Raw genomic sequence first — 14,369 nt, forward strand, 5'->3', positions numbered from 1 at the left:
GCCAATAAGGAGAAAAAGAAAGCGGAGCTTGAAGAGGTTAAGGCCAATACATCGGTTACAGAACAGGATGTATTTCAGAAGAAAGCAGCATTGGAAGCGGCACAGAAGAAACTGAAAACAAAAGAAGAAGCAGTAGTTGCCGGAAAAGAAAAGACAGAGCAGTTAAGTCAGGAGATTACTGTAAAGAACGATTCTCTTACAGCAGCGAAGGAGAATCTTGTATTAGCACAGACTTCAAAAGCAGAAGCGGAGCAGTCTCTGATGACAGCAGAGAAGGAACTTGCAGAAGCTGTTCGAGTATATGAAGAGGCGCAGAAAGAAGCAGAAGCAGGCTCACCGGAATATAAAGAAGCTGTGCAGAAGGTAAAGAAGGCGAAAGAGGCTCTGGAAGCAGCAAAGAAGGAGCAAGCTGCTAAAAAAGAAGCTGTTGCAAGTGCAAAGAAAGCTCTCAAAGAAGCTAAGGCACTTCAGGAAAACGCACAGAACGGTATTACAGAAGCAGAGAAGAAAGTACAGATTGCTCAGGCAGAGCTGGATGTATTAAAAGCAAAGGACGCGCTGGAGGCAGCGAAGAAAGTACAGGCAGAGAAACAGTCAGCGCTTCAGTCAGCCGAGAAAGTTTTGAATGCGAAAAAGGCTGTAAAGGATCAGAAAGATAAAGTAGTATCTGAAAAGCTTTCCGCAAAGAATCAGGCAGAATCAGCGCTTCAGTCAGCGCAGGCAGCATATGATGCGGCAGAATCCGCAGTGACAAAGGCGGCTGCGGATAAGACAAATGCAGAAAATGCGCTTGCCGCAGTGAAGAATGAGTTGAAAGCAGCGGAAGCGGTATATGCGAATGCACAGGCAGAAGTTCAAAATGCAAAGGACAGAATTACAAAAGCAGAGCAGAATGTGGCAGCAAAACAGAAAGCATATGAGGATGCAGTTGCATTTGAACAGAATGCCAGCGCTCAGATAGCCAAAGGTTCTATGGGATTTTTTGAAAAAATGGGTTCCACAGATGCAGTCAGTGCATTGAAGAATGCTACCTATGCATCTTATACCAATATAGGCGCTGCAAATGATGCCACATCATTGGAAAACATGAAACAGGCATTGGCATTTATGAAGGAGTGTAATGACCTGCGTGCGAATCATGGCCTGGCGCCGCTGAAAGTGACAGATTACTTAATGGCAGTATCGCAGTCCAACACAAACTGGTCAGACAATAATTTGGCACATTCAGGACAGTTTGATGTAGGCGAAAATCTTGCATGGGGATATGCGGATCCGTTTGCCGGATGGTATACAAAAGAGAAAAAGCTGTATGATGAAGGGGAAAGAGATTTTAGCAAAGTAGGGCACTACCTGAACATTATTGACGAAGACTATGTCACTACCGGCTTTGCCATTTCTAAAGATAGTTCTGGGTATGGCGTTTGTCATGGACAGGTGTTCAGTTTCTCTGCGTCTGCATCTTATTCAGTGGCAGATTATACAGCGCGGTTTATGGAATATTATAACAGCCTCTATCAGGCAGCAGATCTGACGGCAGCAGCGAAAGCAGAATTGGCAGCAGCGCAGGCAGAACTGACCGCAGCGAAAGCAGCACTCCCGGAGAAGGAGGCAGCTGTGAGAACTGCAGAAGCAGCAGTGAATGAGAAGAAAGCAGCGATTCCTGTGGCAGAAACAGCAGTTCAGAATGCAGTGAAGGCTCTTGAGAGCGCACAGACAGATGCCGGTCAGAAGAAGAAGGTTCTGGATCAGGCACAGACAGCACAGCAGGCAGCGCAAAATGCATTGACTGCAGCACAGAATGAGGCTAATGCGGCAGAAAATGAATATCAGGCAGCGAAGAACGCATATGATAATGCAGAATCAGCATTGGCAGCAGCGAAAGCAGATGTAGAAGCAAAGCAAAAAGCGTATGAAGATGCTCAAAAAGCACATACGGAATTAACAGGTGGGAAGAAATCTTCTAAAAAATCAGCGAGAAGTTATGAAGGAACACTTGCGGAAGCAGAAGCACATTTGAAAGAAGCAAATGCATTGCTGCAGGCAGCACAGGAGAAGAAGGCTCAGGCTGACCAGGTTGTTGCAGAGAAACAGGCGGTTTGTGATCAGGCAAATCAGGAATTAGCTCAGGCAGATCAGGTTGTTGCAGACAAACAAGAAGCAACAGCACAGGCAGAAGCTCACAAAAATGAGTTGGAGGCTCAGATTGCTGAAGATCTTGCACAGAAACGCCAGGATGTAGAAGCAAAAGAAGAAGCAGTTCAGAAAGCAGAAGAGCTTGTACAGGAAAAACAGACAGAGATTGAACAGTATACAGAACAGATTGATTCAGATACGAAAGCAATTCAGCAGCTGGAGGAAGCACTTTCAAAAGCGAAGGCAGATCTGGAAGTGAAAGTCAATGAGATGAACATGGCGAAGGCGGAAGAAGAGACAGCGAAAAAAGCCTATGAGGAAGTTATCGCAGCAATCACACCGCTTCGAAAAGCACAGGCAGCTTATGAGCAGGCAGCAGAAGAAGAAAAGGCAGCGGAAAAAGTTTATGAAGAAGCTGTAAAATCACGGAAAGATCTGGAGAAGCTGCTGGTAAGCAGAAAAGAAGCGCTGGAGAAGGCGCTTGACAAGAAAGAAAGAGCATCTCACTTATCACTTGAGAATGCGATGAAAGAAGAAATTACTGACGAAGAATTTGCTTATCTGAATGATTATGTGAAAGCAATCCGTGAGACAGAAAAGAAGGCAGAAAAAGCAGAGAAGATTTTAGAGGAAAAAACAAAAATTGCTGCTGAGACAAAGACAGCTTATGAGGCGGCTAAGAAAGTTCGCGTACAGACAGAAGCAGAACTGGCGATTGCACAGACAAATTACGATAAGTTGTTAGCAAAGGCTGAAAAAGAAGAGGCAAATAAGAAACCGGAGAAAAAGCCAGATAAGGATAACAAGACACCACATACGGGAGATCAGGCACAGACAGGCAGTCTGGTTACGACCGGAGTCATTAGCCTGGCTATGGTTGCAGCAGTTTTAAAATCAAAGTTTAGAAAAAAAGAAGATGAAATATAATATGTATTCATCGGATGAAGAGACATAGGAACAGAATTGTTCTATAAGATAGAAGCACCGCAGCATCAAAGAGAGATGCTGCGGTGCTTCTTATTATTAGGAAATATTTTTTAAAATTAGTGCTTATGTGTCCACATATATTCTTCCGGAGAAATTTCTTCCTGCTCCCGAAAATAAGTCTCAAAGGACGGGATATCACTGAAACCGCAGGAATAACAGATTTCCCGGACACGGTATTTGCCGCTCTCTAACATAGCTTTTGCCAGTTCGAGACGGTAGCGGACAAGATACTGTCTTGGAGAAATACCTTCCAGTTCCATAAACAGACGGTAAAGGTAACTCCGGTCAATCTGAAGATAGTCGGCAACTTCATGGATGCGCACATCATAGCTGTAATTATTCCGCATATATTCTTTGGCAAGTTCCACATACCCTTCTTTTGTTGGAAGCGGCTCTTCTTTGGCGCGCTTAATTGCCGGAGAAAGAAGGGAGAGAAGATTGCCGACCATAGAAAGCTGCTGACAGTCTCTGGAACGGAATGCACTTAAAATCTGCCGGATATGGAAAAAATAAGATGCAAGCTCTTCTGTTACGGAAAAGCGAGGATTCTCAATGAAATAAGTATTTGGCAGAAGTTTTCGAACCTGTTGACCGCCAAATGCAACCCAGGCATAATGCCAGGGCTCATATATGTCGGCTTCGTAATAAGTAAGTTCTTCCGGACAAGTGAGGAAAATATCTCCCTGCTCCAGATGATAAATATCTGCGCCCTTCTGGATAATACCTTTTCCGGATAAAACGACATGAAGAATATAGTGAGGATGTACTGACGGACCGGTAGAAATGCCCGATTCGCACTGTTCTTCTCCGCAGAAATAAATCATCAGACCATCATTTTTCATGGTTTTCCTCCATTAGTGATAAAGCTTCTTTTGTTCGTATTTGGCTTCGCTTGTCAGTTGAATGCCAAGTTTTTTAAACTGTTTGATATCAACTTCTGAGAGCATGACAGAAGTGTGTGCCTGGCATCCTTTCAGCTTTGGAAGCTGTTCCAGTGCAAGACTGGCAACAGGATTGGTTGCAGCGCTGATGGAAAGTGCAATCATTACCTCGTCCATATGAAGACGCGGATTGCGGCTTCCGAGATAGTTGACTTTCAGGCGCTGGATTGGCTCGATAGCTTCTGGGGAAATGAGATGTAATTTGTGGTCAATATGTCCGAGAGCTTTGAGCGCATTTAATAAAAGAGCAGCAGAAGCGCCGAGAAGATTGCTTGTCTTTCCAGTGATCATCGTGCCGTCCGGAAGTTCCAGTGCGGCAGCAGGTGCGCCGGTTTCTTCTGCACGCTGAAGAGCTACTTTCACAACAGAGCGGTCTGTTGTGCTTGTATGTGCCTGTTTCATCAATAATTCAATCTTATATGCTTCCTGCTCCTGGCGTGTGCCAAGCAATAGACCATTCAGTGCATCGTAGTAACGGCGAATGATCTCCTGACAGGAGGCTTCGCGGCATGCTTCATCGTCAATGATGCAGTTGCCGACCATATTTACTCCCATATCTGTAGGAGATTTGTATGGACTGGAGCCATAAATCTGTTCAAAGATTGCTGTCAGAACAGGGAAAATCTCAACATCACGGTTATAGTTGACAGTTGTCACGCCATATGCTTCCAGGTGGAACGGGTCAATCATATTGACATCATTCAAATCAGCAGTTGCCGCTTCATAAGCCAGATTTACCGGATGTTTCAAAGGAATATTCCAGATTGGGAATGTCTCGAACTTGGCATAACCGGCACGGATACCTCTCTTATGTTCGTGGTAAAGCTGAGAGAGACAGGTCGCCATTTTGCCGCTTCCAGGTCCCGGAGCTGTAATGATTACAAGCGGACGGGTTGTTTCAATATAATCATTCTTACCATAGCCATTATCGCTGACGATAAGCGGAATATTAGACGGATAACCTTCAATAATATAATGAAGATAAACACGGATACCCAACTTCTCAAGGCGGGATTTAAAGAGATCTGCACTTGCCTGACCACTGTACTGTGTAATTACAACACTTCCAACATACAAGCCTTTGTCTTTGAATTCATCAATCAGGCGAAGCACATCCAAATCATATGTGATTCCAAGATCGCCGCGAACTTTATTCTTCTCAATGTCACCGGCACTGATTACAATGACGATTTCGGCCTGATCTGAAAGCTGCATCAGCATACGCAGCTTGCTGTCTGGGGCAAAACCCGGAAGAACACGGGATGCGTGGAAGTCATCAAAGAGTTTTCCGCCGAATTCGAGATAGAGCTTGTTATCAAATTGATCAATCCGCTCTCTGATATGAGAGGATTGCATTTGCAGGTATTTTTCATTATCAAATCCAATACGCATAAAAACACTTTCCTTTTATAAATAAAATAATAGTTGATTAAAACATTAATAAAAACAGTATACTACAAGATAGAATGAGATTGCTAGTATTATCTTAAAAAAAATACCACAAAAATTTCACATTCTTCATATTGATTTATAATAGGAGGATATTTATAATAAAAGAGATAGTATGTAGGAGGAAGTAAATGGAAAATTCAAATAACAACAAAGACGATAAGAATCATAAGAATGGGCGTCAGGGGATGATGATTATAATCCTGACGACATTGATTACCGCTTTCCTTGTTCTTGGGTTATATCAGATGCGCCAGGACAGTCAGTACACAGAGATTACATACAGTAAGTTTCTGAAGCTGGTAGAAGAGAAAAAGGTAGAGAAAGTTACGATTGACACGGACCGCCTGGAGATTACATTAAAAGAAGAAAAGGAAGAAAAGAACAATCTTCTGGGGTTAAAAACAACATATTATACAGGTGTTGTGAAGGACGAAACGCTGTCACAGCGTCTCTATGATGCAGGGGTTGAATTTGGACAGAAAGTACCGGATTCTACAAGTGCAATCCTGCTGAATATTTTCCTGAGTGTAATCCTTCCGTTTGTTATGATCTTTGCCATGCTGAGTTTTGTTATGAAGCGTATGTCAAAGGGCGGAGGAATGATGGGCATTGGAAAAAGCAATGCAAAAATGTATGTCGAGAAGGAAACCGGAGTGACATTTAAAGATGTTGCCGGAGAAGATGAGGCGAAGGAGTCGCTTCAGGAAGTTGTAGATTTTCTTCATAATCCGGGGAAATATACCGGAATTGGAGCAAAACTTCCGAAGGGAGCTCTCCTTGTAGGACCGCCCGGAACAGGTAAGACGCTGTTGGCAAAAGCGGTTGCGGGAGAAGCGAAGGTTCCGTTTTTCTCATTATCCGGTTCTGCTTTTGTAGAAATGTATGTAGGCGTGGGAGCATCCCGTGTGCGGGATCTTTTTAAACAGGCACAGTCTATGGCGCCATGTATTATTTTTATTGATGAGATCGATGCGATCGGAAAGAGCCGTGACAGCGCAATGGGCGGCAATGATGAGCGGGAGCAGACGTTAAATCAGCTTCTGGCGGAAATGGATGGGTTTGATACGAGCAAAGGGTTATTGCTTCTTGGCGCAACGAACCGTCCGGAAATCTTAGATCCGGCGCTGCTTCGTCCGGGACGGTTTGACCGGAGAATTATTGTAGATAAACCGGATCTGAAAGGTCGTATTGATATTTTGAAAGTACATGCCAAAGATGTGAAGATGGATGAATCTGTTGATCTTGAGGCGATCGCACTGGCGACTTCAGGAGCAGTAGGATCCGATTTGGCAAATATGATCAATGAAGCTGCGATCACTGCTGTAAAGCATGGCAGAGGAGTTGTGTCACAGTCAGATCTGTTTGAGGCAGTAGAAGTGGTTCTTGTAGGAAAAGAAAAGAAAGACCGGATTATGAGCAGTGAGGAACGACAGATTGTTTCTTACCATGAAGTAGGACATGCGCTTGTAAGCGCGCTCCAGAAAGACGCAGAACCGGTTCAGAAAATTACGATTGTACCGCGTACAATGGGAGCCCTCGGATATGTGATGCAGACACCGGAAGAAGAGAAGTTTCTTAATACAAAGAAGGAACTGGAAGCAATGCTTGTAGGAATGCTTGCCGGAAGAGCTGCGGAGGAGATTGTATTTAATACAGTAACAACAGGAGCTTCCAATGATATTGAGCAGGCGACAAAGGTTGCAAGAGCTATGATTACTCAGTATGGTATGTCTGAGAAATTCGGTCTGATTGGTCTGGAATCTGTACAGAGCCGTTATTTGGACGGACGACCGGTACAGAACTGCGGACCGGAGACTGCAGCGGAAATCGATAAAGAAGTCATGAAGATGCTGAAAGACGCTTATGAAGAGGCAAAGAGAATCCTTCAGGAGAACCGAGATGCCCTTGATAAGATTGCAGCATTTCTGATTGAGAAAGAAACGATCACAGGAAAAGAGTTTATGGAGATCCTGCGGGAAGTGCAGGGAATCGATCCGGAACAGACAGCATCAAAGAAACAGGAACGGATTGTCATGAAAGAGAATGTGACAGCACAGCCGGAAGAAGATGCTGTTGCAGAGGCAGATAGCGAAGTAGAGAAATAAGAAGATAGGATCAATAGCAGTCGGATGTTTTGGTTTTCAGAATTTCCGGCTGCTTTTTATTGCATTTGTACAAAAAACGTAATATTCTTAATCTGTATTGATAGTAGAACGTGAACAGGAACACAGGGGGAAAGAAACGATGTCACATGAAATCTTAGTTGTGGAAGATGATGCGAATATTAATGACTTATTGAAGGAAGCGCTTGAACGGGAAGGCTATAGATGTACGCAGGCATTTTCAGGAACTGAGGCAAAACTTTTGTTGGAGAAGAATTACTATTCTGTGATTCTGTTGGATCTGATGCTTCCCGGCATTCCGGGAGAAGAAGTACTTAAGGAAATCCGCAGGAGGGGAAATGAGCCGGTAATCATTCTGACAGCGAAAGATACGATTGATGATAAGGTAGAATTTCTGAGAAATGGTGCGGATGATTATGTGACAAAGCCTTTTGATATTAAAGAAATTGTCGCAAGAGTGGAGGTGCAGCTCAGAAGAAGAGGAGAACTGTTGTGTGAAGAGGAACTCTCTTATCATGGACTGAAACTCGATAAAGAGCATTTTTGTGTAATGGTAGATGGTGCAGAGCTGTCAAAAATTACAAAACAGGAATTCGCTATTCTGGAACTTCTGTTAAAACACCCGAAGAAAGTGTTTAGCAAAGAAGAAATTTTTGAATATGCATGGGAAGATTCCTATATAGGAGAGACAAAGACGTTAGATGTACATATCAGCCACATTCGGAAGAAGATTAAGGAAGTGACAGAGAAGGAATATATTGAAACGGTATGGGGAATTGGATATCGTCTCTATCCGTAAATTTTACTCTTTTTTTACTTTTTATTTGCGATTGATTAGAAAGTCGTTGCTAGAATAAGAGCAGATAAAGAAAAGGAGAGAAAAAGATGAGTGAGTATTTATTAAGTACCAGAGGGCTGACAAAGCAGTTCGGTCATCACAAAGCAGTCAATCATGTGGATATTCATGTGAAACGTGGAGCGATTTACGGTTTTATCGGAAGAAATGGTGCCGGCAAGACAACATTTTTACGGATGATCAGCGGTTTGGCAAAGCCGACAAGCGGAGAAATAGAATTATTTGGTTATCGAAATGAAGAATTGAAGCAGGTACGTTCCAGAATCAGTTGTCTCATTGAGGCGCCTGGATTATACGGAAATATGTCAGCTTACGACAATCTTGCTATTAAGTGCCAGTTATTTGGCATGAAGAACAGGACATACATTGACAATATTTTGCAGACAGTAGGACTTTCAGACGTGGGCAGGAAAAAAGTAAAACATTTTTCTCTTGGAATGAAGCAGAGACTTGGGATTGGACTGGCGCTTGTGGGAGAACCGGATCTACTCCTTTTGGATGAACCGATCAATGGTCTGGATCCGCAGGGAATTGCAGAAATGAGAGATACGATTTTAAAGCTCAGAGATGAACAGAATATGACAATTATCATTTCCAGTCATATTTTGGAAGAATTATCAAAGATTGCAACGCATTATGGTATTATCCACAATGGCAATTTACTTCAGGAACTGACGAGAGAAGAATTGCTGGAGAGGTGCAGTGAGCGGATACAGATTATTTTGGAAAAACCAGAGCAGGCGCTGCCGGTATTGGATCGAATGGGATTTACGAAATATCAGGTAATCGACCAGAATACAATTCACATTTACGAGCGGTTAAATGAAAGCGCTGCCGTGAATATGGAGCTTGCAAAAGCCGGAATTTGTGTGCGTGAGATTGGAATTACGAGTGAAGAGCTAGAACAGTATTTCTTAAATCTGACAGGAGGTGGAAGTCATGCTTAATATGATTCGGATGGAAATGTATCGAATGTTTAAAACAAAGTGTATGTATATCATATGGTTCATTCTGGCAGCGGGAATTTTATTTACGACTGGACTTTCTGCTGAGGAGATGAAGACATTTTCTATGGAAGAAAAACAGGAAATGTACGAATATGCTATGGGAAAGGGAGAAAGTGACAATGTTAATTTGGGAATGGATGTAACAGTTCCGACAAAACCGGGAGAGAATGTTTCTGTATTTGATCTGTTTTATGCAAATATCAAAGGAAAATTCATTGCACTTTTTATGGTAATTTTTACGGTACTTTATACAACTGCAGATCTCACAAGCGGATATGTGAAGAACATTGCCGGACAGGTTTCGCAACGAGGCGGTCTTGTTATTGCAAAAGCGATCGCTCTATTTGTCTACACGGTAATGTCGCTGCTGATATTTTTCCTGTGTCAGACATTGAGTAATCTCCTGTTTTTTGATGAGTTTACTTTTGGACCGGTAAAGCAGTTTGCGGCATATGTAGGAATACAGCTATTGCTTCACTATGGGCTGCTGCTGATTGTTATGGGAGTTGCAATTGCCCTTAGAAATAATGTGATTAGTATGGTAATCGCTGTCTGCTTCTGTATGAATGTGCTTATGATTTTTTATAATTTCCTGGATCAACTAATTGCAAAACTCGGAGTAAAAGAATTTCATATCGTTAATTATACAATCAGTGGGAAAATGTTAATGCTTGGAATGGATATTTCGGCAAAGACAGCATCTGCATCGATAGCAGTGGCAATCTTCTTTAGTGCAGCAGCAGTATCTATTTGCAGTATGATCTTTCAAAGACGGGATGTTTAAGGAAAAAGAGTATGAAGGAATATTTTGTGATCGGTATATTATGTAGTGTTATTTTGATTTTAATTTGTATTCTGGTAAGCTATCAGCGGCAGGTAAAAAATATCTGCCGCCAGTTGTATTTTCTGAAAGAGCATGAAAGCAATATGCTCGTGACAAAAGAAATAAATTGGGGAAACATACGTGAATTGACAGAGATTTTAAATGAACTTTTAAAAGAGCAGAAGAAACAGAGAAAGGCATACATTCGGAAAGAACAGATGATCGCAGATACCTACACAAACCTTTCGCATGATATCCGAACGCCGCTGACATCATTAAATGGATATTTTCAATTGCTGGAGAATGCTGAAAATGAGAAAGATCGTCAGCGATATCTTAGAATTATTCAGGAGCGTATTGAAAGTCTGAAAGATATGTTGGAAGAATTATTTACTTATACAAAATTGCAAAATGAAGTGTATGAGCTGTCAATGGAGCGTCAGAACATGAATCAGATTTTGAAGGAGATCGTTTTTTCCTATTATGATGAGTGGAGACAACAGGGGATTACGCCGGTGTTTGCCATTACAGAAGAACCGGTATGGATTCAGGGAAATGAACAGGCCCTTCGTCGGGTTATTCAGAATATTATTAAAAATGAATTGGATCATGGGGAGAAAGAAATCGAGATCTGTCTTGAAAAGAAGGGGGAACGCATGGAACTTCTCTTCCGGAATCGGGCAGAGACGCCGGAAAATATTGACGTCAGCAGAGTATTTGACAGATTTTATAAAGCAGACGCGGCCAGAAGCAAAAATTCTACAGGGCTTGGTTTGTCTATCGCGAAAGGCTTTGTAGAAAAAATGAACGGAGAAATCCAGGCGGAAATGAAGGAAGGATGGTTTGGCATTCATATTTGGTTTTCATGTGAAGATAAGAAGTAAAAAAAGAGATGTTCATTATAGATCAGAACATCTCTTAGTGCTTTGTTATTTATTATTTTTATGCCACCGTATCAGTTGTCAGATAGTCTACATTCAATTCTTTCCAACGCGCCTTGTCTTCCGGTGAATTGTACGTCCAGACATTGATCATGAGTCCTTTTTCCTGAGCGTAATCGATTAGCTCAGGTGTGATAGAAGAAGCGGCGATTCCGCTTCGCTCAATGGCAGCAGCAGCGTCAATGGCTTCTGCGGTAGCATTGTCCACAAGATACTGGACCTGCATGGTGCTGCTCAGTTCCCGGATGCGTTTCATAAAATCAAGATTAGTCAGTGCGATGCTGGCGCCTTCCATGCTGCACTCCCGGACAATCTCAATCATACCGTCCAAATAAGATATATCAGAAAATTTAATGTCAAGCACAGCATTGATTCCGTATTGGCTGCACAGTTCCAAATATTCCCGCAATGTCGGGACCTTCTGATTCGGATAAGTGTCAATTCCGGAACCGTGGTCAATGACTGCACCGGAAATCTGACTAAGTGTCAGACCGGAAATATTGCCGCCCATATTCGTCATGCGATCCATGCTTCCGTCATGCATGCAGACATATTCGCCGTCACTTGTGCGCCATACATCTGTCTCGATCCCCCAGGTACCACTTTGTGCTGCCAGTTCAAAAGCAGCAAGGCTGTTTTCCGGAGCAGCTGAACTGAATCCCCGGTGTGCGATAGTTTTCATGCCGCTGTTGGCAAGTGCAACGGAAGCTGCTTTTTCCAGTTCTGTGTGGGCATTTCCAAGAATCTGTATGGAAGACGAAGCCGTCTTTGGATTCTTGTCAGCAGCCTGTCGGGCGATGAAACTGCCGGTACTTTTGTTAAGAAGAAGATGCATTCCGCCGGCAAAACATACCATGACAGCCAGCGAAGCTGAGAGAATCATCTTCTGGAGCCGTACAACACGCCGTCTTTTGGCACGCATTTGCCGCAGCTTTATTTCACGAGCTTCATTCATATTCATAATTCATTCCCCTGTAATTTATTTATACTTTATTATTTCCCTACGATATTATAGCATACATCTTTTGAAAAACAAAATAATTTTCCAGTTTTTTTAATTTTTTCTTTTTATCGTATGGGACTGCTTGGAAAATGGTGAGGTTCATGGTAGGATAACAGTGATAATTGAAGTATGGAAAAAGGATGATGAGAATGTTTCAGATAGAAGAAGAATTGAAGAAACTTCCGGCAAAACCGGGAGTGTATTTGATGCATGATGAGAAGGATGAGATCATCTATGTGGGGAAAGCTGTCAGTTTGAAAAACCGTGTGCGCCAGTATTTTCAGACGAGTCGGAACAAAGGCGTTAAGATTGAGCAGATGGTGACTCATATTACGCGATTTGAATATATCGTAACGGATTCGGAACTGGAGGCACTTGTACTGGAATGCAACCTGATTAAGGAGCATCGGCCGAAATACAATACCATGTTGATGGATGATAAGACGTATCCATTTATTAAAGTAACAGTGAATGAACCATATCCGCGGATGATGCTTGTGCGTCAGATGAAGAAAGATAAGGCGAAATATTTTGGCCCGTATACGAGTAATACTGCGGTAAAGGATACAATTGAGCTTTTGCGGAAGCTGTATAAAGTGCGGAACTGCAGCCGGAATCTGCCAAGAGATATCGGGAAGGAACGCCCTTGTCTGAATTATCATATCAAGCAGTGTGAGGCTCCGTGCCAGGGATACATTTCTCAGGAAGCTTACCGCCGCTCGATTGATGAGGCAATTAAGTTTCTAAATGGCAGTTATGATGGGATTTTGAAAGAACTTGAAGCGAAAATGCAGGATGCTTCAGAGAAAATGGAATTTGAGAGGGCCATTGAATACCGGGAGCTGATAAAGAGTGTGACGCAGATTGCACAGAAGCAGAAGATTACGAACAGCAGTCAGGAGGACAGGGATATTCTGGCGCTGGCAAAAGATGGTGAAGATGCGATCGTGCAAGTATTTTTTATCCGGGGAGGCCGGCTGATCGGTCGGGATCATTTTTATCTGAAGGTCGGAAGCGAAGAATCAAGAGGAGAGATTCTGCAGAGTTTTATTAAGCAATTCTATGCGGGTACACCGTATATTCCGGGAGAACTGATGCTGCAGGCAGAGGTGGAAGAGACAGAGCTTTTGGAAGAGTGGCTCGGAAGCCGCAGAGGTCATCGGGTGCGTATTACCGTGCCGAAGAAGGGGGAGAAAGAAAAACTGGTGGAGCTTGCATGGAAGAATGCACTTATGGTTCTGACAAAAGATAAAGAGCGAATCAAACGGGAGGAAGGAAGAACCATTGGCGCTGTAAAAGAGATTGAAGCGCTTCTCGGATTGAAGGGAATCGTGAGAATGGAAGCTTATGATATTTCCAATACGAGTGGATTTGCTTCTGTTGGTTCTATGGTTGTGTATGAGAGAGGAAAACCGAAACGGAATGATTATCGCAAATTCAAAATTAAGAGCGTGCAGGGTCCAAATGATTACGCAAGTATGGAAGAAGTGTTGACGAGAAGATTTTCTCACGGCCTTAAAGAGCAGGAGGAAGGAAAGGAACTCGGCAGTTTTCATGCATTTCCGGATCTGATCCTTATGGACGGAGGCCGGGGGCAGGTAAATGTGGCAGAGCGCGTGCTGGAGTCGCTTCATCTTCAGATTCCGGTCTGTGGAATGGTCAAGGATGACTTCCATAGAACAAGAGGCCTGTATTACAAAAATGAGGAAATTCCAATCGAACGAACGAGTGAAGGATTTAAGCTGATTACAAGAATCCAGGATGAGGCGCATCGGTTTGCTATTGAATTTCATAAGAACTTAAGAAGCAAAGAGCAGGTTCATTCTGTTTTGGATGATATTCCGGGAATCGGACCGACAAGGCGAAAAGATCTGATGAAACATTTCCAGAACCTGGATGCGATCCGCAGCGCTTCTGTGGAAGAACTGAAAGAGCTTCCTTCCATGAATGAAAAATCCGCAAATGAAGTATACAATTTTTTTCACAAATGATATAATTCATAAGGGAAGTATCAGATTCAGAGCAGATAAAAAGAGCAGTTCTGAATTAACAGGAACTGCTCTGAATGTGATTCTTTCCAATTGTACCAGGCCGCGGACGGGT

10 protein-coding genes are annotated in these 14,369 nt (G+C 42.8%); 7 read left to right on the plus strand and 3 right to left on the minus strand.

What is annotated here, in order from left to right:
- Nucleotides 1–3,060 (plus strand): CAP domain-containing protein (locus DWX73_RS11205; protein WP_118348841.1); only part of this gene is annotated, 3,060 nt, incomplete at its 5' end.
- A gap of 116 nt (nt 3,061–3,176) precedes the next feature.
- Here the strand turns inward: DWX73_RS11205 and DWX73_RS11210 are convergent.
- Both DWX73_RS11210 and DWX73_RS11215 read right to left on the minus strand, forming a co-directional pair.
- Nucleotides 3,177–3,962 carry an AraC family transcriptional regulator gene (locus tag DWX73_RS11210; RefSeq protein WP_118348842.1) on the minus strand — a complete coding sequence of 262 codons (786 nt, stop codon included), beginning with the start codon at nt 3,960–3,962 and terminating at the stop codon, nt 3,177–3,179.
- A gap of 12 nt (nt 3,963–3,974) precedes the next feature.
- Nucleotides 3,975–5,453 carry a DUF1846 domain-containing protein gene (locus tag DWX73_RS11215; protein WP_118348843.1) on the minus strand — a complete coding sequence of 493 codons (1,479 nt, stop codon included), beginning with the start codon at nt 5,451–5,453 and terminating at the stop codon, nt 3,975–3,977.
- A gap of 188 nt (nt 5,454–5,641) precedes the next feature.
- On the opposite strand from DWX73_RS11215, the gene ftsH reads away from it, so the two are divergent.
- The 5 genes from ftsH to DWX73_RS11240 all read left to right on the plus strand — a co-directional run bounded on the left by ftsH (nt 5,642) and on the right by DWX73_RS11240 (nt 11,206).
- The gene (gene ftsH / locus DWX73_RS11220; RefSeq protein ID WP_118348844.1) at nt 5,642–7,618 is read left to right on the plus strand and encodes an ATP-dependent zinc metalloprotease FtsH; all 1,977 of its coding nucleotides are present in this window, start codon (nt 5,642–5,644) and stop codon (nt 7,616–7,618) included.
- A 139-nt stretch (nt 7,619–7,757) separates the two neighbouring features.
- The gene (locus DWX73_RS11225; protein ID WP_118348845.1) at nt 7,758–8,435 is read left to right on the plus strand and encodes a response regulator transcription factor; all 678 of its coding nucleotides are present in this window, start codon (nt 7,758–7,760) and stop codon (nt 8,433–8,435) included.
- Between the two features lie 86 nt (nt 8,436–8,521).
- Entirely contained in the window at nt 8,522–9,439 is a 918-nt protein-coding gene (locus DWX73_RS11230; protein WP_118348846.1) for an ABC transporter ATP-binding protein, read from the plus strand.
- Nucleotides 9,432–10,283 (plus strand): ABC transporter permease, encoded by an 852-nt coding sequence (locus tag DWX73_RS11235; RefSeq protein ID WP_118348847.1) that lies wholly within the window; start codon nt 9,432–9,434, stop codon nt 10,281–10,283. The genes DWX73_RS11230 and DWX73_RS11235 overlap by 8 nt, the downstream gene beginning before the upstream one ends.
- A gap of 11 nt (nt 10,284–10,294) precedes the next feature.
- Entirely contained in the window at nt 10,295–11,206 is a 912-nt protein-coding gene (locus DWX73_RS11240; protein ID WP_118348848.1) for a sensor histidine kinase, read from the plus strand.
- Between the two features lie 58 nt (nt 11,207–11,264).
- On the opposite strand, the gene DWX73_RS11245 is transcribed toward DWX73_RS11240, so the two are convergent.
- Nucleotides 11,265–12,224 (minus strand): glycerophosphodiester phosphodiesterase family protein, encoded by a 960-nt coding sequence (locus DWX73_RS11245; RefSeq protein WP_118348849.1) that lies wholly within the window; start codon nt 12,222–12,224, stop codon nt 11,265–11,267.
- A gap of 191 nt (nt 12,225–12,415) precedes the next feature.
- Here DWX73_RS11245 and uvrC point away from each other — a divergent pair, with 191 nt between their 5' ends.
- A complete protein-coding gene (uvrC, locus tag DWX73_RS11250; protein WP_118348850.1) occupies nt 12,416–14,257 on the plus strand; it encodes an excinuclease ABC subunit UvrC in 1,842 nt (613 codons plus the stop codon).
- Nucleotides 14,258–14,369: the final 112 nt, after the last annotated feature.

The organism is Coprococcus sp. AF21-14LB (genome assembly GCF_003458885.1).
Lineage (GTDB): Bacteria > Bacillota > Clostridia > Lachnospirales > Lachnospiraceae > UBA9414.